At 62.7% G+C, this 19,161-nt stretch carries 19 protein-coding genes; 8 read left to right on the top strand and 11 right to left on the bottom strand.

Translation table 11 applies throughout. From position 1 onward, the window contains the following. Positions 1–43: 43 nt before the first annotated feature. Positions 44–1,078, top strand: coding sequence for an SDR family NAD(P)-dependent oxidoreductase (locus CLV45_RS11360; RefSeq protein ID WP_100336470.1), 1,035 nt, complete (start codon positions 44–46; stop codon positions 1,076–1,078). 255 nt (positions 1,079–1,333) lie between these two features. After that, a complete protein-coding gene (locus CLV45_RS11355) occupies positions 1,334–2,116 on the top strand; it encodes a prolipoprotein diacylglyceryl transferase (RefSeq protein ID WP_100336469.1) in 783 nt (260 codons plus the stop codon). A 45-nt stretch (positions 2,117–2,161) separates the two neighbouring features. Here CLV45_RS11355 and CLV45_RS11350 read toward each other — a convergent pair whose 3' ends face one another. Next, the gene (locus CLV45_RS11350; RefSeq protein ID WP_157807420.1) at positions 2,162–3,016 is read right to left on the bottom strand and encodes a hypothetical protein; all 855 of its coding nucleotides are present in this window, start codon (positions 3,014–3,016) and stop codon (positions 2,162–2,164) included. Between the two features lie 354 nt (positions 3,017–3,370). On the opposite strand from CLV45_RS11350, the gene CLV45_RS11345 reads away from it, so the two are divergent. Genes CLV45_RS11345 through CLV45_RS11325 form a run of 5 tightly spaced genes read left to right on the top strand, consistent with a single transcriptional unit; the run spans position 3,371 to position 6,389 of the window. Further along, positions 3,371–3,922, top strand: a complete 552-nt coding sequence (locus tag CLV45_RS11345) for a hypothetical protein (RefSeq protein ID WP_157807419.1) — start codon at positions 3,371–3,373, stop codon at positions 3,920–3,922. A gap of 21 nt (positions 3,923–3,943) precedes the next feature. Further along, positions 3,944–5,350 carry a radical SAM protein gene (locus CLV45_RS11340; protein WP_100336466.1) on the top strand — a complete coding sequence of 469 codons (1,407 nt, stop codon included), beginning with the start codon at positions 3,944–3,946 and terminating at the stop codon, positions 5,348–5,350. A 6-nt stretch (positions 5,351–5,356) separates the two neighbouring features. Beyond that, a complete protein-coding gene (locus tag CLV45_RS11335) occupies positions 5,357–5,788 on the top strand; it encodes a hypothetical protein (RefSeq protein WP_100336465.1) in 432 nt (143 codons plus the stop codon). A 2-nt stretch (positions 5,789–5,790) separates the two neighbouring features. Further along, positions 5,791–6,078 carry a hypothetical protein gene (locus CLV45_RS11330; protein ID WP_100336464.1) on the top strand — a complete coding sequence of 96 codons (288 nt, stop codon included), beginning with the start codon at positions 5,791–5,793 and terminating at the stop codon, positions 6,076–6,078. Positions 6,079–6,089: 11 nt separating this feature from the next. Continuing rightward, positions 6,090–6,389 (top strand): hypothetical protein, encoded by a 300-nt coding sequence (locus CLV45_RS11325; protein ID WP_100336463.1) that lies wholly within the window; start codon positions 6,090–6,092, stop codon positions 6,387–6,389. Between the two features lie 107 nt (positions 6,390–6,496). On the opposite strand, the gene CLV45_RS11320 is transcribed toward CLV45_RS11325, so the two are convergent. From CLV45_RS11320 to CLV45_RS11305, 4 genes are all read right to left on the bottom strand, one after another. Beyond that, positions 6,497–6,997 carry a hypothetical protein gene (locus tag CLV45_RS11320; protein ID WP_100336462.1) on the bottom strand — a complete coding sequence of 167 codons (501 nt, stop codon included), beginning with the start codon at positions 6,995–6,997 and terminating at the stop codon, positions 6,497–6,499. A gap of 303 nt (positions 6,998–7,300) precedes the next feature. Beyond that, positions 7,301–8,131: a DNA-formamidopyrimidine glycosylase gene (mutM, locus tag CLV45_RS11315; protein WP_100336461.1), complete on the bottom strand. Its 831-nt coding sequence runs from the start codon at positions 8,129–8,131 to the stop codon at positions 7,301–7,303. 121 nt (positions 8,132–8,252) lie between these two features. Continuing rightward, positions 8,253–9,146: a PhzF family phenazine biosynthesis protein gene (locus CLV45_RS11310; protein ID WP_100336460.1), complete on the bottom strand. Its 894-nt coding sequence runs from the start codon at positions 9,144–9,146 to the stop codon at positions 8,253–8,255. A gap of 132 nt (positions 9,147–9,278) precedes the next feature. After that, positions 9,279–10,151, bottom strand: coding sequence for a M48 family metalloprotease (locus tag CLV45_RS11305; protein WP_100336459.1), 873 nt, complete (start codon positions 10,149–10,151; stop codon positions 9,279–9,281). 208 nt (positions 10,152–10,359) lie between these two features. Between CLV45_RS11305 and CLV45_RS11300 the strand changes: the two genes are divergently transcribed. Next, the gene (locus tag CLV45_RS11300) at positions 10,360–12,186 is read left to right on the top strand and encodes a matrixin family metalloprotease (RefSeq protein ID WP_100336458.1); all 1,827 of its coding nucleotides are present in this window, start codon (positions 10,360–10,362) and stop codon (positions 12,184–12,186) included. 14 nt (positions 12,187–12,200) lie between these two features. Here the strand turns inward: CLV45_RS11300 and CLV45_RS11295 are convergent, their stop codons facing one another. The 6 genes from CLV45_RS11295 to CLV45_RS11270 all read right to left on the bottom strand — a co-directional run bounded on the left by CLV45_RS11295 (position 12,201) and on the right by CLV45_RS11270 (position 19,154). Next, entirely contained in the window at positions 12,201–13,994 is a 1,794-nt protein-coding gene (locus CLV45_RS11295; RefSeq protein ID WP_100336457.1) for an ABC transporter ATP-binding protein, read from the bottom strand. A gap of 457 nt (positions 13,995–14,451) precedes the next feature. Further along, positions 14,452–15,135 (bottom strand): peptidase associated/transthyretin-like domain-containing protein, encoded by a 684-nt coding sequence (locus CLV45_RS11290; RefSeq protein ID WP_100336456.1) that lies wholly within the window; start codon positions 15,133–15,135, stop codon positions 14,452–14,454. Between the two features lie 149 nt (positions 15,136–15,284). After that, positions 15,285–16,979: an MFS transporter gene (locus CLV45_RS11285; protein WP_100336455.1), complete on the bottom strand. Its 1,695-nt coding sequence runs from the start codon at positions 16,977–16,979 to the stop codon at positions 15,285–15,287. Positions 16,980–17,036: 57 nt separating this feature from the next. Beyond that, the gene (locus CLV45_RS11280; protein WP_100336454.1) at positions 17,037–17,801 is read right to left on the bottom strand and encodes an OBAP family protein; all 765 of its coding nucleotides are present in this window, start codon (positions 17,799–17,801) and stop codon (positions 17,037–17,039) included. 202 nt (positions 17,802–18,003) lie between these two features. Next, positions 18,004–18,387: an STAS domain-containing protein gene (locus CLV45_RS11275; RefSeq protein WP_100336453.1), complete on the bottom strand. Its 384-nt coding sequence runs from the start codon at positions 18,385–18,387 to the stop codon at positions 18,004–18,006. Between the two features lie 206 nt (positions 18,388–18,593). Then, complete coding sequence (locus CLV45_RS11270; RefSeq protein WP_100336452.1) at positions 18,594–19,154, bottom strand: hypothetical protein; 561 nt, start codon at positions 19,152–19,154, stop codon at positions 18,594–18,596. Positions 19,155–19,161: the final 7 nt, after the last annotated feature.

Genomic DNA, 19,161 nt, shown 5'->3' with positions numbered 1-19,161 from the left:
GCGGCCGTGTAACCTTTCCGGCCGGGTTTGCTTACAAGAGGGTATGAAGCGACAAACCCGAAACAACTGGCTGGCTGCCGCGGGCGCCGGCGTTCTGATGGCCGCCGCCACGCTGTTCGTCAACCGCCGCGGCTCCTACGACCTCAACGGCCGCGTGGTGCTCATCACCGGCGGCTCCCGCGGCCTGGGCCTGGTGCTGGCCCGGCAGGCCGTGGTGGAAGGCGCCCGGGTGGCCATCTGCGCCCGCGACGCCGACGAGCTGGAGCGCGCCCGCCAGGACCTGCGGGCCTGCGGGGCCGCCGAAGCCGACGTGCTGACCCTCTCCCACGATATTACCAACGAGGCCGAAGTGCGGGCCCTGGTGGCCGAAGTCGAAACCCGCCTGGGCCCCATCGACGTGCTCATCAACAACGCCGGCATCATCCTCGGCGGCCCGCTCGAAAACATGGACGTGCGCGACTACGAGGAATCCATGAACCTGCATTTCTGGGCCCCGCTGCACGCCATGTACGCCGTGCTGCCCAGCATGCGCCGCCGCGGGGCGGGCCGCATCGTCAATATCTCGTCCCTGGGCGGCAAAGTAGCTTTGCCCCACCTGATGCCCTACAGCGCCAGCAAGTTTGCCCTGGTGGGCCTCTCGGAAGGCTTCCGGGCCGAGCTCAAGCAGTACGACATCAGCGTCACAACCGTGTGCCCCGGCCTGATGCGCACCGGCAGCCCCGGCCACGCCATGGTCAAGGGCCAGCAGCAGCAGGAGTACGCCTGGTTTAGCGTCGCCGATTCCCTGCCCGGCCTCACGATGAGCGCCGACCAGGCCGCCCGCCAGATCTGGAACGCCTGCCGCCGCGGCGACGGCGAAGTTATCCTCTCGTTGCCAGCCAAGCTGCTGGCTGCCTTCCACGGGCTGCTGCCCGGCACCACCACCGATATTCTGAGCTGGCTCAACCGCGCCCTGCCCGCCACCGGCGACAGTCCGGCCGCCAACCTGCGCCGCACCGGCTACGAAAGCGAATCGGCCGTCAGCCGCTCCCCGCTGACGATTCTCACCCGCAAGGCCGCTGCGGAAAACAACGAGTAGTTTAGTTGCTCGTTGTTAGTTGTCAGTTGTCAGTTGTCAGTTGTCAGTTGTTAGGTCGTTATACGTCGGCTCCCGCCGCTCCGCATTGTAACCCATCGGGGCTGCCAACGGCTGCCGAGAAAAGCCCCTTGTCATTCACGGCAAGGGGCTTTGGCTTTCTAAAACTTCCGTACTTGCCGTCCCACTGGTCAACGGCTGGCCTAACAACCAACAACCAACAACCAACAACCAACAACCAACAACCAACAACTAACCTTGACTTACCCCGTCCAACTCGCCCTGGGGCCGCTGGTGCTGCCGGTGCACCTGCTCTTCGAGGTGCTGGCCTACTCCCTGGGTTACCGGTTCTACCAGCGCCTGCGCGCCCGCACCCACGACTTGATTTCGGACGACCACCGGCTCTGGATTTTCGTGGGCTGCGCGGCCGGGGCGCTGCTGGGCTCCCGGGTGCTGGGCCTGCTCGAGCACCCGGAGTTGCTCTGGCACCCGCCCGGCGGCTGGCTGTACTACTTCACCAATAAAACTATCGTGGGCGGCCTGCTCGGGGGCTTGATCGGGGTGGAGCTGACCAAAAAGCACCTCGGCGTCACCAGCTCCAGCGGTGACTTGATGGTGTTTCCCATTATCGTGGGCATGAGCCTGGGCCGGGTGGGCTGCCACCTGGCCGGCCTCACCGACGGCACCTTCGGCACGCCGGCGGCCCTGCCCTGGGGCATCAACTTCGGCGACGGAATCCCGCGCCACCCCACCAACCTCTACGAAATCGGCTGGCTGCTCCTACTGGGTGCCGGGCTCTGGCTGCTGGAGCGCCGCCGGCCGCTGCCTGACGGCTGGCGGTTCCGGTTTTTTATGGTAGGTTACTTGCTGTTCCGCTTGCTGGTCGAGTTCATCAAGCCCACACCGGCCCCGAGTGGCTGGGGCCTCACGGCTATTCAGTGGGCCTGCGTGGCGGGGCTGGGGTATTACGGGTGGCTGTTTGGGCGGGACGTTGGTTTAAGCAAAAAGCCACATCTGCCCGAGCCAGAAACCTACAGCTAGACTGGTTATCTGCTACTTATTAAGTATAAGTCCTCGTTTCGGCAACTACTGACGTTTGGGGCTGCTTTTGGGTAGTTTGCTTATTAGGATGCCAGGTGTTTGGGACGACTTGAAGCCCAGGAATACGCCGTATTCTGCCCGTACTTTTTGCTTGGTTAAGGCAGAATCCAGCACCAAGCCGGTAGGGCGAACCTCATAATACAGCGTGGGGTCGTACGTAATACGCGCTTTTCCCTGCGGGTCATCCCAGGTTTCGCTGTAGCCCATTGCTCCGGCCAATTCCCGTTTGCCGTCTTGGTCCCAATCTTTTGCCGCAGCATCAAAAACGGGCAGCGTATCAATTTTTACTACCTGGCTTTTGACGATAACAAAACGCCGGGCCAGCTCTTTGGACGGCCGGTTGTCGAACGCTACGAGTAGCTCGCCGCTGCCCTGCCCGGTTGGCATCCACAGGGGATATAGCGCTTGCGTGGCTGATTCCTCCGAAAAATCATACGTCATGGCATCTGCCGTATCCTGATAGATAATCTGCTTATTCTGAATGATGGCGAAGGTTACCTTGATATCGAATGGATCTTTAACAATGGCATTAACCGCTGCCGGAATAGATTTTATCTTGATTGACAAACCCGGCGCTACCAGCTTATTCTCTTCAAACGGCTCGTGCAACGCCGCTACGTCGCCCGAAGCTGAATCCGGTGCATCTTCTCTGGCCGTTGCCAAGGCCGGTTTGGCCGGGATACTAACGGATGACGGCGGCGGGGTAGGAGCTGCCGCGGTAGTTTCAGCGGTGGTAACTGGCTTGCGGTTTTCGCAGCCCGTGAGTACTGCTGCCATTGCAAGGGCTGCTCCTACCAGTATTCGACGGTACCCGACACGCATCAGTAAAGCGTTATCCATAAGCATAAATTGGGTTCGAGAGCAAGCCTTGCTTACTGCAATGCGGTGTGCATAATAGAAGTAGCTATTCAAAGATTGGCTTTTTTATCTCATGAGTTGGTCTTCCGCTAGGCCAGCTTTTACCCTGGCTCGCCAAAAAAGACCAAACTTGCCTTCAAGGCTAACGCTTCCGGTTTTTTATGGTAGGTTACCGGCTGTTCCGCTTGCTGGTCGAGTTCATCAAACCCACACCGGCCCCGAGTGGCTGGGGCCTCACGGCTATTCAGTGGGCCTGCGTGGCGGGACTGGGATATTACGGGTGGCTGTTTGGGCGGGATTCGGCAGCAGTTGAGGCTGGTCAAACTACATAAGGCAATGCAAAACCTCTTAATCTTGCTCGGCTTTATGCTGATGGGTAGTGTAAAAGCCCAAAGTCAGGTTTTGCTGCCTGAGGCAAACTTGGCGTTGACGCTTCCCGCCACTTATTCAACCTTCGACAGACAGGTGCAGGGTGAGCGGCTGCTGTACCTCTCAAAGCGCAGTCCTATCCAGGATAAGACCGGCCGGTCAGTTATTCCTAATGTGGCCTTTCAGCTGGAGGAAATACCAGCTTCCGTCAGCCTGAAAGAGTTTAGCGCTGAGTTGTTGGATGGACTCACTACCGGAGAATCACCGGATGTCCGTACGCCTCGTGTGGTAGATTCTTATCGGCCCGGCGAGAAAGATGGACTTATTCCGGACAAACGAATGCAGGGCTACAAGCTCCAGTATTTTGATGCCGGGTCAGTAGAGCATACCGCTTACGTCGTGTATCTGGTGCACAACAATGTGGGTGTTCAGGCCATCTTTGACTCGACCACCGACGTGTTTGCGCAATGTGAACCTGAGTTCCGGGCAATAATTAAGTCCATCACCATTATTCCGTAGGTCGAATCCTGCTCCTCCTCCATGCCCGAACGCCCTTATACTTACTACGACTTCACCTTGAGCCTGTGCCCGCACTGCCTGCGCCGTATCGAGGCCAAAATTGTCTTCGAGGACGGGCAGGTGTTCATGCTCAAGCGCTGCCCCACCCACGGCCGCCAAAAGGTGCGCATTGCCACCGACGTAGAGTACTACAAGAGCATCCGCAACTACGTGAAGCCCAGCGAAACGCCCCGCCGCTTCAACACCGCCACCCACTACGGCTGTCCCTACGACTGCGGCCTCTGCACCGACCACGAGCAGCACTCGTGCCTCACGGTCATTGAAATAACGGACCGCTGCAACCTGACCTGCCCCACCTGCTACGCCGAAAGCAGCCCCCACCACGGCCGGCACCGCACCCTGGAGGAAGTCGAGGCCATGATTGACGTGCTGGTGCTCAACGAAGGGGAGCCCGACGTGGTGCAGATTTCGGGTGGGGAGCCCACGCTGCACCCGCAGTTCTGGGAAATTCTGGACATGTGCAAGCGCAAGCCCATCAAGCACCTGATGGTGAATACCAACGGCGTGCGCCTGGCCAAGGACGAGGAATTCGTGGCCCGGCTGGCTACTTACGCCGGGGCTTTCGAGGTGTATTTGCAGTTCGACTCCTTCCGGGAAAATGTGCTGCTGCAGATGCGGGGCCGCGACCTGCGCGAAGTCCGCATGAAGGCCCTGGAGCACCTGAACAAGTACAACCTGAGCACCACCCTGGTCGTGACCCTGCAAAAGGGCCTCAACGACGACGAAATGGGCGAAATCATTGATTTTGCCCTCAAGCAGCGCTGCGTGCGGGGCGTCACGTTTCAGCCCACCCAGGCCGCAGGCCGCCTCGACAACTTCAACCCCGAAACCGATTCGTTTTCGCTCACCGAAGTGCGTCAGGGCATCATTGCCCAGAGCCCGGTCTTCACGGCTGCCGATTTGCTGCCCGTGCCCTGCAACCCCGACGCGCTGGCCATGGCCTACGCCCTCAAGCTGGAAGGCGAGGTCTACCCCCTGACCCGCTACATCGACCCGGCCGAGCTGCTCACCAATAGCAGCAACACCATCGTCTACGAGCGGGACCCGCGCCTGCGCCAGCACATGCTCAAGCTCTTCAGCACCGCCAATACCGTCGATACCGTGGTGCCCGACCTCAACCAGCTGCTTTGCTGCCTGCCCCAAGTGTCGGCGCCCAACCTGAGCTACGAAAACCTGTTCCGGGTCATTATTCTCCAGTTTATGGACGCCTGGAACTTCGACGTGCGGGCCGTGAAGAAGTCCTGCGTCCACATCGTGAGCAAGGATTTGAAGATTGTTCCCTTCGAGACGATGAACATCTTTTACCGCGACCCGGAAAAACTGGCCCGGTTGGAGGAATTGCGGGCTGAGCGGCCCGGCGTTATCTGATGGGGCATGGCGGCTGATCAATCGAATAAAGGCCAGCATCGGTACGCCTGGCCGCTCGGTATTAACTTGGTGATTCTATTGCTGCTGGTAAGACCTGTCTGGCCCCATGTGTATGGTCTCGGCCTGGCATTTGTACTGCTGGCTACTTTAAATGCGCTAATTGGTTTTGTATTTCTGTTATTTGAGCGGCGGCGTGCTACGGGCTTTGCCGGGGGCTTCTGCTTATCGTTTCTGCTATTGCTGCTCATTGGATCAGGCATGTGCGCCGAAGAGTCAAAACCCCGTGAACCGGTAGAAGTAGAAGAAATTACGGTGCCAGCTAACGACTCTGCAAACGTACACTCGCGTATGGAAAAGCCCGCTTTCGAGAGCATAGCCAGTAATATGATACCAAGCGTAGTGGCCCCGGCCGAGCTGCGCGAACCCCCCGGGCTGTAGCTATGGAAACACCTCCTTCCCCGCCGAAGAAAAGCCGCATCGGCCTGATTCTGCTCGTCAACCTGGGTATCATGCTGGTGCTGCACGTGGGCCGGCAGTTGCTCGACAGCAGCGAGGGAATCTTCCTGCTCTTGTTTTTTATGTCGTTTATAAATGGGCTGCTGTTTCTGGTGGCGTTGCTCGACGGCCACAAGAGAAACAGCCTGGGTTTTTTGCTGGCGGCTATGCTGATTTTCATCATCGGCTTCGGCGACTGCGCCACCCACCTCAAGCTGGGCAACATGCACTAACGAACTCTGCCATGAGCGAAAATCCGGTTGCTTCCGACCATATTCTGCGCAACAACCTGCTGGGCGTGCTGGCCGGGGCCGTCGTGCTGGGAGCCTTGACCAAGGTCACGGACGGGGGCGCGGCCCTGCTTTTTGCCCTGGGCTACGGCCTTCAGGTAGTTGTAAACATGATTCTGGGCGCGGTGCGGCTGGTAAAAGACGAGCCCGGCCGCAGTGCGGCCCCCTATTTTCTGAGCGCCCTGCTGGTGCTCATCATCGGCTTTGGGGCCTGTAGCCTCATGCTGGTGACCAGCTTTGGTAATATGCATTAAGCCCTGGGGTACAAACCCAGAGTCCATGCCAGACAGAAACGCAAAGGGCCTCACCGGTGTGGTGAGGCCCTTTGGGCTTGATACTGAACGGTGGTAGAATGCCGGAATTAGTGGGAGTACACCGTGGTGTAGGTCGTCACTGGGTTGGTGCCTTCCGAGTAATTGAGCCGCAGGGTAGAGGCCGTCAGCTCGGCAATGGAGTAGCGGCGCACGCTGCTTTTGTCCTGACGCACGGTCAGCGAGTCGCCTTTGGCGTTGAGCTGCCAGGCGCCGGTGAGCAGGGCCGGGGCGTCGGGCGAGGCTTTCAGGGTGCCTTCGTTGACGCTGTAGGCGCCGCCGGTTTTGTATTCGATGGTATTATCGCGCAGCCAGGGCTTGAGGCGGCCCAGCAGGCTCACGGTGGGTACTTCCGTGGAGCCCGTCGTGACGGTGCGCGACGTAAGATCTGTGAGGTGCCAGCCGCCGGCCGAGAGCAGGTCGGTGGCCGATTCAGATTTCACGGCTGCTGCTTCCTGAACGGGGGCGCTTACTTCTTCCAATTCTTTTTCACAGGCTGCCAACGATAGGGTAGCAGCCGCCAGGCTCAGGAAAATGGGCAGTTTCTTCATGAAAACGACAATAAGGTGAATGAAACATCACGCAAAAACGCGTAGTAGCCGTGGGGCATAGGCACTGATTTTCTTCTTCCAACTTCACAATAACCTCGCTGCATCTGCCTCGATGTTGGTGACCTAACTCAAAGGTAAAACACTTGGTTCAGACTTTCGCGGAAAAAGACAATTATTCAAATATTTTGCCGAGAAAGTTCAACTCGACAAATCAAACATAAGATTTTGTGCTGCAGCAGGTTTGATTAAGCAAAAAGGCCTTCTATTACGCAATAGAAGGCCTTTTTGAGAAGCTGAATAGTATTATTCTGAAACCACCGGAGCGGGCTGGCAGCGCGGGCAAATGTATGTAGCCCGGCCCCCAACGTAGCTTTTTTCTATCTCCACTTTGGGGTGGCGCGGGCAGAAGCGGTGCTGCTCGGTGCCGGGCGTGGCGGAGTCGTCCCACTCCCGGGCGTGAATCAGGAACGACGCGGGGAAATGCCGGTAGGTGGCCTCGTGCCCGATGGCCGTGCGCAAGACCAGCTGAATAGCGCTGTGCAGGGCTTTGAATTCCTTGGTGGTAAGGGTATTGGCCCGGCGCTCGGGATGAATCCGGGCCTGAAACAGCACCTCGTCCACAATCCAGTTGCCGAGCCCGGCCGTGATGCTCTGGTCGAGCAGCAGGGGCTTAATCATCATCTTTTTCGGCCCCAGCTTCTGCTGCAAATGCACCGCCGTAACTTCCAGCGCGTCGGGTCCCAGCTTCTTGGCTTTCTGGTAGTGGTCCACGCTTTCGGCGTGGCGGATGCGACCAAACTTGCGCGGGTCGATAAAGGCCACCCGCATTCCATCCGCCAGGTGCAGGGCCACCCGGGTAAAGCGCGGGGCGTCGTGGTCGTGGCGGTAGGCATTCACGTCGCCGGTCATGCCAAAGTGCAGGGCCAGGGCCGACCCGTCGCTGAGCTCCAGAAAGCAGTTTTTGCCGATGCGGCGCGTGCCGGTGACGTGCTGGCCCACCAGGCGCTGGCGCAGAGTGTCCTCGTCGGTGCCCAGCACGTGGGCGTCGCGCACCTCGAAGGCCGTAATGGGTTGGTGCAAAATGACTTCGTCGAGGAAGCGGCGGTAGGTTTCAACTTCGGGTAGTTCGGGCACGGGCAGTAAGTAAAGGGCGGAAAGACAAATCAAAGCCAGGAGGCCCGCAGGCCCACGGCGGCTTTGGATAACACCCCAAGCCCGGCCGGAGTTGCACTACGGCTCAGCTATTTGCCTTCCCCTACAGCTTCAACTGACCTTCCACCACGACCACGCCCGGTCCGCCTATCGTTACCGACGAAATAGCCTCCCGGGGGCCTTGCACCGTGACTTGCACCTGGCCGGGCCGGCCCATCCAGTGGCCCTGCTCGGCCACGAATTCTGGGGTGGCAAGGTAGCCGTAATGCCACAGAAAGGCCGCCATGCCGCCCGTGGCCGAGCCGGTAACGGGGTCTTCGGCAATATCGGGCGGGGTGCCGAAGTGCCGGGCGAAGGTATGGCCCGCGGCCGTGGCCCCGCCCAGGCAAAACAGGTGGGGGCTGAAAAAGTCGCTGCTCTGGCGGTAGCGGGCAAAGGCTGCCGCATCCGGAATGTGGGAGCGGCGCAGGGCTTCCTGGTCGCGCACAAGCACCATGAGCTGGGGCGTACCGGTGCTGACGGTCTGGATAACCGAGCCGGGCAGCACGTCATCCGGCGTGAGGCCGAACAGGGGCAGTACTACGGCCGGGTCGTGGAGCTGACCAAACACGGGCTTGCGCTGGGTCATTAGCACCTGGGCCGGGCCACTGGTCGAAGTTTCTACCGCAATATGAATCGGGCCGTGGAGCAGCTCGAGCTGCAGCTCGGTGCGGGGCTGCGGGAGCGGCAGGCGGCCGGTGTGCACCAGGGCCGTAACGGTGGCAATGGTAGGGTGGCCGGCCAGCGGAATTTCCTCGGCCGGCGTGAAGTAGCGCACCCCAAACTCGGCCACCGCCGAGCGGCGCACGAAGGCCGTTTCCGACTGGTTAAACTCCCGGGCCAGGCGCTGCATGTCATCGGCCGACAGGTCGTCGGCGTCGAGCACGACGGCGCAGGGGTTGCCGCCCAGGGCGGAAGTGGTGAAGGCATCGACCAGCAGAAACGGGTAGGAAGGCATCGGCAGCGGAAAAAAGAGGTGAAGTGCGCAAAGCTAGCACGGCGCGGCCGATGCGCGAGGGGCTCATCCGGAAAAGAGAAAAGGCCTGCTCCGGAGGAAGCAGGCCTTTTCTAACGCAAAGTAACAGCGGGCTTACGAAGGGTCGGAAAGGGTGCCGACCTGCTGGCCCTGGTTGTTGAAGACCCCGCCCTGGGCGCTGATGTAGAGGCGGCGGTCCTGGGCGTCGACCAGAATATAGGGAAAGCTGGCGCTGTTGGAGCGGGCGACGCGGCCCACCACCTGGCCCACCGAGTTGTTCTGCATCCGCACCACGTTGAGCTTGCTGGTCAGGTAGTAGCGCTGCTCGGGATTGTCGCGGAACACAATCTGGCCCACTACGTTCATGGGCACCGCCGAATTAGCCACGGGCCGCACCGGCGTGGGCTGGCTGGCAATGGCTACCGGGGCAGCCGAAGGCGCGGCCGTGCGGGTACTGGCCACAATCTGGGTGTTGGCCTGTTGCCAGCCCTTGCCAATGGCCGACAAACGGGTGGAGCGGCCGGGGTGGGTGGGCGAAGCTTCCTCGTCCGAGACGACGGCCATGGCGGCCTGGGCCTCAGCCAGGCTGGCGCCCATCTTACGCAGCACAAAGCCCGAAAACTCGTCGGCTTCCAGCTCATCGGCGGGCTGGGAGCCGCCGGGGCGCAGGGTGTGGCCGTTGAGGTGGTGGCCCATTTCGTGGGCCAGAATGCTGATGCCGGCCCAGTCGGTGCGGCCGGCCCGGTTCACGGAAGCCACAAACTGGGGATTGTAAAGCAGGAATCGTTTGCCGTTATAGACCACGGCCGCCGCGTTTTGGACCTGCGTGGTGGCCTGCAGCTCGAAGCGGGGCTTGAGGCCCACCACGTCGGTGATTTCGCGCAGGACGTCGCGGCTGCCGCTCTGGGCTACGGCGGAGTTTATAATCAGAAGCCACCCGGCAAGCATCAAACCTGCGAAGCGGCGGAACGTGCGATAGTGGGTCATGGAAAAATCTTTTGTAGACAGCGGGACGTAATTCAATAATTCGGCCAAAAATCCTGCCTAATCAGGACGATAGGCTAGCTGATTACTCAACGCTGCAACGGCGTTTTTCGTGCTCGGTGCGCTAGGTTTTGCTAGTGACAAAACGCCAGGAATACCTGGCCGCAGATGGTGTTGACTTGTTTGAAAAAGACTTTTTGACCCTGCCCCCGTGAAGAAAACGTTTCTCCTCCAGTGGCTGCTTGCTAAGAATTTATGGTTTTGCCCGCTCGCCCTGGGCCTGCTGCTCGGGGCCGGGGGCGCCCGGGCCCAGGGTGTGTGCCTGCTGCAGCCCGTGGGGCTCGACGTGCGGGCCCGGGCCGCCCCGCTGGTGGTGGAGGCCAGCCTGGGTCCGCAGCGGGTGGCGCAGACCGGCGGCCACCTCTACACGTTTAGCCAGGTGACGGTGCACAAGGTATTTGCCGGGCCGCTGCCGGCTGGCCCAGTGGAAATAGCCGAGCCGGGCGGCACGCTGGGCCTGCAGCAGGAGCGGGTCAGCGCTACGGCCATGCTGCAGCCGGGCGAGCAGGGCGTCTTTTTTCTGGAGCCCGACCCGGCCAACCCCGGGCTTTCCGTCTTTCGGCTGTACGCCGGGCCCCAGGGCTTTATTCGCTACCAGCTGCCGGCCCGCTCGGCCACCGAGCCGTTTGGGCGCTACCCCTCCATTGCCGCCGACCTGTACCCGGCTTTAACCCGCCTCACGGGGCAGGCCTTCCGCCGGGTGCAGGCCAACCCGGCGGTGGACAGCCCGGCCCCGGCGCGGCAGCCGCAGGCCGCGCCGGTTGTCAGCGGGTTTGGGCCCCAAGGCTTGGTGGCCGGCAATGAAAGCGTGCTGACCATTACCGGGGCCAATTTCGGCGCCACCCGGGGCGCGGGCCGGGTCGAGTTTCCCAACGCCGACACCGGCGGCTCGACCTACGTGGCGGCCAACCCGAGCGACTACCTGCTCTGGTCGGATACCCGAATTCAGGTGCGGGTACCGTCGCAGATTGCCGCGGGCGGGGGCACGGCCGGCACGGGAACTTTCCGGGTGTATAACGACGGGGGCGAAGTGGGGAGCAGTCCGGCGGCGCTGGTCGTGGTGTATGCCCTGAGCACGGTGGTGCCCACCGGTGGCAGCACGCCGGGAAGGCCCCGGTTGCTCAACGACGACGGCCAGGGCGGCTATACCCTGCGCTACAGCCCCGGCTTTACGGCCCGCCCCAACGCGGCTCAGTCGTTTGAGCGGGCCCTGGCCGCCTGGACCTGCGCCACCCGCCTGCGCCGGGTGGTGAGCGGCACGGCCGCCCCCGAGGCCACGGCCCAGGACAACATAAACGCCGTGCGGTTTGGGACGGCCGTGGAAGTGCCCAACGGCGTGCTGGCCCGCACCAACTCCTACTACTCGGGCTGCAGCAGCAACGGCATCGTGTCTTTCTCCGTCATCGAAACCGATTACACCTTCAACACCGGCACCAACTGGCAGTTTGGCGGGCCCACCCGCGACCCGGCCACCGGCAGCCAGTACGACTTCGAAAGCGTGGCCTTGCACGAGCTTGGGCACGGGCAGCAGCTGAGCCACGTCATCGACCCGCCGGCGGTGATGCACTTCGCCATTGCCAACGGCCAGAACAAGCGCAGCCTGAACCCGGCTACCGACGTGGTGGGCGGGCAGGACGTGCTCAGCTTCAGCACCACGAACCCCTGTCCCAGCTTTGCCGTGCCGGTGCTGCTGCCGGTAGCTACCAGCTGCACCGCCCCGCTGGCCCTGGCTCCGGCCACCCCCGTAGCAGGCTTAGCGCTTTACCCGTCGCCGGTCGAAAACCGGCTGCGCGTGACCGGGCCCTCGCCGGCCGCGGCTCAGCTCACCTTTTTCGACTTGGCCGGGCGCCGGGTGCTGAGCCGGACACTGGCGGCCGGGCAGGCTGAGGTAGCAGTGGGGGAGCTGCGGCCGGGCTGGTACCTGGTGGAGTGGAATGATGGGCAGCAGCCGCGGCGGGGCCGGATGCTGAAGCGGTAAACGCCGGGTTGGGGCTAAGCCTTAGCCAGCTGTTTGGCCGCGGCGGCCGGGGCGGGCCGCTCCCCGATTTGCTGCCGCCACATGGCGTAGTACAGGCCCTTGAGGGCCAGCAGCTCGTCGTGGCGACCCTGCTCGGCAATGTGGCCCCGCTCGAGCACGAAGATTTTGTCGGCGTGCAGGATGGTGCTCAGGCGGTGAGCAATGAGAATGGTAATGTGCTGGCGGGAGCCCGACAACTCGCGCACCGTGGTGCTGATTTCCTCCTCGGTGAGGGAATCCAGGGAGGAGGTGGCTTCGTCGAAGACCAGCAGGGTGGGGTGGCGCAGCAGGGCCCGGGCAATGCTTAGGCGCTGCTTTTCACCGCCCGACACCTTCACGCCACCTTCGCCGATAACCGTGTCGAGGCCGAGGGGGGCGCGGGCCAGCAGGCCGTCGGCGGCGGCCTGGTGCAGGGCGCGCAAGCACTCTTCGTCGGTGGCGTGGGGGGCCACGAAGAGCAGGTTTTCGCGAATGGTGCCGGCAAAGAGCTGGGTGTCCTGGGTCACGAAGCCGATTTGCTCGCGCAGCTGGTCGAGGTCCAGCTCGGTGCCGGGAATGCCGTTGTAGCGAATCTGGCCGCTGGCCGGCGGGTAGAGGCCCACCAGGAGCTTAACCAGCGTGGTTTTGCCCGAGCCCGAGGGCCCCACGAAGGCAATGGTTTCGCCGAGCTGGGTGTCGAAGGAAATACCGTCCAGGGCCGAGTTGGAAGCCGACAAATGCTTGAAGCGCACGTCGGCGAAGGCCAGGGTCTGGATTTGGTCGATAACCTTCGGGTGGCTGGGCTTCACTTCCCGGGGCGTGTCCAGAATAAGCTGGTAGTTGGCCAACGAGGCCTCGGTTTCGCGGTAGATGTTGATGATGCTGCCCATTTCCTGCAGCGGCCCGAAGATGGCGAAGGAGTAGATGAAGAACGAGAAAAACTCGCCCGGCGTGATGAGCTTCTGCACCACCAGGAACACGAGCATGAGCAGAATCACGTTGCGCATCAGGTTCACGAACGTGCCCTGCACGAAGGACAAGGACCGCAGGTAGCGCACCTTCTTGAGCTCCAGCTTGAGGATTTTCTCGGTCGTGGTGTTCAGGCGGGTAGTTTCCTGCTGGGCCAGGCCCAGGCTTTTGATGAGCTCAATGTTGCGCAGGCTCTCGGTGGTGGAGCCGGCCAGGGCCGTGGTTTCGGCCACGATGGTTTTCTGAATCACCTTGATGCGCCGGCTCAGAAAGAAGCTCAGCGTGCCCAGCAGCGGAATGGTCAGGAAGTATACCACCGCAATGGGCCAGTACACGCTGATGGCGTACCAGGTCACGAACAGAATGGCCACCAGGGAAATAAAGAGCACGTTGACGAAGCTCTGAATCAGGCGCTCCACGTCGGTACGCACCTTCTGGAGCTTGCCCAGGGTTTCGCCCGAGCGTTGGTCCTCAAACACCTGGTAGGGCAAATCCAGGGAGTGGCGCAGGCCGTCGGAGTAGAGCTGGGCCCCCAGGCGCTGGGTAATGACGTTGGTGTAGTAGTCCTGGAAGTTTTTGGCAATGCGCGAGACCATGGCCACGCCCAGGGCCTTGAGCACCAGCAGGCCCGCGCCGCTGAGCACGAAGGTCCAGAACGTGGGCGTTTGGGAGCTGCGCAGGGCCGGCGACACGTACCGGTCGATGATCTGGCGCAGGATATAGGGGTCGAGCAGGGAGAAAATCTGGTTGATGGCGGCCAGCAGCAAGGCCAGGGCCAGCAGGCCCCAGTAGTTGCGCAGGTAGCTGTAGAGAAGTTTCATGTGTGGCGAGAGAGTGAGAGAAGCTCGGGTAGAAAGCCGAAAGCCGGGTAAGAAGTTTAAAATCCCCGCCCTGACTGGAGTAGCGCCCTATTTCGGCCGGGCCGCAGGATGCCCGAAAGATACCACTGCCACCAGTGGAGGGGGCATTTTTCCGACCTAAGCCCACCTTCCAAACCTTTGGAAGGCCATCCTACGGGCGTAGACTCGTTGCCCAACGTTTGTGAGGCTATCTTACGGGCGAAAAGTAGACTTCCAAACATTTGGGATGCCATCCTACGCGTGTAGAGTCGTTGCCAAACGTTTGGAAAGCCATCCTACGCGTGTAGAGTCGTTGCCAAACGTTTGGAAAGCCATCCTACGCGTGAAAACCTTCGTTCAGAAAGTTGGAAGGGTACTCTACACACGTAGGATGCTGTTCCAAATAGGAGGAGGGGCAGGCGGCCTGCCCAACGGGGGGCTACCCTTTGGGCGGGGCCACGGGCGGCTCGGTCATGCGGATTTTCCCCATAACCTGTCCCCGGCCCTCGATGGACTCCAGCGTAATCAGCAGCTCAATGGGCGGGCCGGCGGCGGGGATATTTACCGGTACTACCTGGGGTTTAAACGTGAAGTGACCCGCTTGCACCCGCAGCGTGAGCTGGCTCGCGCGCACGGGCTTCCAGCCACGAGCCAGCACCAGTTCGAAGCGGCCGTTTTCGTCGGTCACGGTGCCGTATTCGGTGTCGTTGATAAACAGCTGGGCTCCGCCCACGCCCGGTCCGTTGGGGCCGTCGAGCACCTGCCCGCGAATCACAACGGGCTGCTGCTGGGGCTGGGCAGCGGCCGGCGCGGCGGCCGTGGTAGGCGGCTGCTGGGGTGGCTGCGTAGCGCACGAGGATACCGACTGCCAGCCCAGCAAGGCCAGGCCCGCCAGCGCCCAGCGTCGCCACCGACTCACCGGCGGGGGAGGGGCCAGCTGGGTGGCGTAGGCATTAGCGCACACCGGCCGGCCGCTATGCCGCGCCAGAAACGCCAGAATCTCGGCCTCGCTGAGGCGGGTGAAGTCGACTACCTCGGTGGCGCAGGCGGCGCAGTGCCGGCCCGCCGCCGTCGGCGACATCAAGGCCCAGGGCTGGGCGCAGGGCTGCGGAATGGAAACCATGGGGGTAATGTGTCGGAATGTGAAGAATGTGGGTAATGTGCTAAATAATTCGTCATTGCGAGGCGCAACCGCGCAAGGACACATTCAACCACATTCCTCACATTCAACCACATTCCTCACATTCCTCACATTCAACTACATTACCCACTTTACGCCGTGGCTTCGCCGGCGGTGCTGGCTACCAGGCGGGTGCTGCCGGGCACCATGGGCGGCTCGGGGGGCAGGGGCAGGGCGTGCTGGGCCAGCAGGTGGGCAATAACGGGCGGCTCGGAACCCACGTGAAACTGCCGGGCCCGGAGCTTGAGCTCGGCTTCCTCCCGACTCACGCCCCGCTCGTGCTGCTGCTCGTGCTCCTCCCAGGTCTCGACCATAAAGTACTCCACTAGGCGGGTCGGGTCGGCCAGGTCGGCGTAGGTACCGACGCGGATGGCGCCCTCGCGGCGGCGGATGTCGGCCAGCTGGTCCATGATAAACACGAAGGCCTGCCGGTGCTCGGGCGCCACCTGGTAGGTGGTCGTCACGATAACCGGGCCTTCGGTGGGCACGGGCTCTTCGGCCAGCACCGGCTCCAGGCGGGGACGGGCGGGGGTAAAGTCGATGGTTTCGCCGCTGCGCAGGGCAAAGCGCAGCACCAGCAGCGTACTCAGCAGCAGCCAGGTGGCGGCCCCGGCCAGGGCCCAGGAAATAGCCACCCGCTCGGCCACCGCGCCCCACACGATGCTGCCCAAAGCCATGCCGCCCTGAATGGTGAGCAGGTACAGGCTGATGGTGCGGGCCTGCACCCAGCGCGGCACCACCGTTTGTACGCCCACGCTAAAGGAGTTGAGCACCAGCATCCAGGCCAGGCCAACCAGCGTGAGCAAGCCGTAGAGCAGCCAGTGACTGTTGGCAAAGGCTAAACCCAGCAGGCCCGCCGCAAAGGCCACTGTGGCCGCCGTCACCCGCCAGTTGATGCTCAGATACTTATTCAGCCGGGGCAGAATCACGGCCCCCAGCACGGCCCCCAGGCCCATGCAGGACAGCAGCAGGGAGTAGAACGAGGTGGGCTCGTGCAGGCGGCGGGCTACCACGGCCGGCATCAGGGCAAACAGGGCGCTGGCCCCGAAGGTGAAGCTCACGCCCCGCACCAGGATGTTCTGCACCGGCGGCGCAAACCGGGCGTAGCGAATCCCGCCCCGGATGGCGGCAATAATTCGTTCCCCGGCCAGGGGTGAGGTGGCCTGGGGCTCCCGCTTCCAGCTCCAGACCATGTACATCGTGGCCAGAAACGAAATGCCGTTAATCAGGAATGCCGCCCCGGCCGAGAAGTAGCCAATAACCAGGCCGCCCAGGGCCGGCCCGAAAGCCCGGGCCAGGTTAAAGCTCACGCTGTTGAGGGCAATGGCCTGGGGCAGCTCGGGCCGGGGCACCAGCTCGGGCGTCACGGTCTGCCACACGGGGTTGTTCAGGGCCCCGCCCAGGCCCAGCAGAAAGGTAAGCAGCAGCAGCAGCCAGGGCGTGGTAAAGCCCAGCAGCGTGACGGTAGCCAGCACCAGGGCCGTGGCCGCCATCCAGGTTTGGGTAAGCAGCAGCATCTTGCGCCGGTCCACGAGGTCGGCCAGGGCCCCGGCGGGCAGGCTGAGCAGGAACACCGGCAGGGCCGAGGCCGTCTGCAACAGCGACACCAGGATGGGCGAGGGCGTGAGCTGGGTCATTAGCCCCACGGCGCCCACGTTCTGCATCCAGGTGCCGATGTTCGACACGAAGGAGGCAATCCAGAGCATGCGGAAAAACGGAATCCGCAGGGGCGCAAAGGCGGAAGTAGAGGCCGGAACGGCGGCAGCGGCAGGAGCGGAAGCAGGCATACCCGGGAAATACTCCGGATGGCGGCCCCGAGTTGCCCCCGCCGCCTGCCGCCGCGCCTAGTGGTGCCGCAGGGCGGCCTGGGCGTCGGGCACGATGCCGAGCTGCCGCACCTCGCCTTTTTCCCAGGCGTTGGCGCCGGGCGCCACGGGCGGGGCCACAATGTCGGCCCGCTGCCGGCGCTTCTGCCGCGAGGAAATGCCCAGGCGCTGGTCGCGCCGGGCCACCATGGCAGTGTCAATCTGCCCGTCCCGGGTAAAGCCCATCATGAGCAAAGGCGTGCCCAGGGGCAGGGTTTTGTCCCGGTCGGTGTGCCAGGTGTGGAAGGTCTTGCCGTAAGTCGACACCAGCTCCTCCATCAGCTCGTGCTCGGCCACGTCGGGCAGGCCCGGCGCCACCAGCGTCCCCGATTTTACCTCGTGCACGTGGCTGTGCCAGAGCTTTTTTTCCTCGGTGGGCAGCTGCTCAAAGAGCTTTTTCGAGACGATGTACTCGATGCCCATAATCTTGGCGTCGGGGCCGTTGCCGTCGTAAATCACGCACTGGGTTACGTCCTCGTTGAGCTTGGCGCAGAAGTGGTGGGCTTCCATCTGCTGGCCCAGGGCCCCGTTGTAGAAGTGAAACCCGTCGAGGTACATATTCAGCTTCTGCAGCGGGGCCTTGCCCTGGAGCACGTCGGCCCCGGCTTCGAGCACCTTCGTCTTGGCCGACTTCTCCGCGCCGGGGGCCTGCACCGGGGAGCGGGTATTGTTGTCGCCGCAGGCGGTAGTCAGCAGGGCCGCCGCCAGCAGGGCCGGCAGGGCAGAAAGGGGGCAGCGCGTCATCGAAAGCAGGGTTTGGAGGTGGAACAGAGAGGCGGAAAACGAACAAGCCCCCGGGGAAAAATTCCCGGAGGCTTGTAACCGATAATCAGGCTACGTGCCAAAGTATCGGGCGCTCAACTTGCCGGAAACAGCCGAGCTGGCTCCGTGCAGTAGGTGGTAATGGTGGTGGTGAGTTGCGGAACGGAAAGCAGTACGGAAAGGACTATCTGGAAGCCGAAGTGCCCAAGGAAAGCAGCTCGCTGAGTTGGCCGGCGGGGTGGCCACTGGGGGCGCCTTCGTCCGAGTCAATCTGAAAAACTTTGTCGAGGTGGAGCACCCGCAGGGTGCGCAGCAGCAGCGGATCCACGTTGCGCAGCAGCACCTTGGCCCCGGAGGCCTGCAGGGTGAGCAGCTGGGAGGCAAAATAGGCCACCCCGCGGGTGCGCAGGCAGCGCAGGCTCTGGCAGTCGATGAGCAGACGGGGCCGGCGCAGCTTGTTGTAGCGCAGCAGCAGGCGGGCCAGCTCCATGGGCTTGATTTCGTCGAAATTTACCCGGATCAGGTACGGGGTAAAATCGTGGGTGGGAGGAGGTGTTAAGTTGTTCATAGCTCAGAAGTTAGGACGAGTGGAAAGGCCGGCCCCCAGCGGAGCTTCCAACCGCCGGGCGCCCCCGTGAAGGGCGGGTACGGCGGGGCTGGAATTGTCGGAAAGTAAAAATAATCAAAGCGTTACGGGTGCGCCAGCGTATTTGCACGCATTTTGCGGCGCGGTTTCTACGCAGTTGGGCATTCGAACCCGGCCGCGGCGGGCCGCTACGCCAGGGCCCGGGCCGAACGGGGCGGCAGGGGGCGCACCCGGCCCAGCTCCCAGGTTTGACTGCCGGGGTGCAGGCGCTCCAGGCAAAAGGAGCCGCGCAGGGTGCGCCCCGCGAAGGTGAGCTGCAGGCTGCCGGCGCGCAGGTCCTGTTCGAGGTAGGTGCCCTGGTCGGCCGCGCAGTGACGCAGCAAACAGGTGCCTTCGTCGATAACCCGGGCCGGTTGGGGCAGGGTGCTGGCCGTTTCCACCAGGTAGGCCGGGGGCGTCAGGTCGGGCTGGGGCAGCGAGGAAGCCGGCAGAATCCAGTGGGCCAGCTGCCGCTCCCGGCAAAACAGGGCCAGGTGCAAGAAAGAAGCCCCGTTAGCCGCCTGGCGCAGCACAAACCGGAGCGTATTGGCGCCCGGCCCGCAGGTTTCGACCACATCGGCGCGGTCGAAGAAGGGGGCCGCCCGCCGGTCGGCCGCGGGCTGCCGGCGCCGGGCGGCCGGGTTCAAATCGAGAAAGGACACGTGGCCTACGCAGCTGGGCAGCGCAGCGGTAGTAAATTGAAAGTTCATAGCTCAG

The organism is Hymenobacter chitinivorans DSM 11115, from assembly GCF_002797555.1.
GTDB classification, from domain to species: Bacteria; Bacteroidota; Bacteroidia; order Cytophagales; family Hymenobacteraceae; genus Hymenobacter; species Hymenobacter chitinivorans.
Note: the sequence above shows the minus strand (reverse complement) of the source record. Positions and strands in the feature narration are given on the sequence as shown.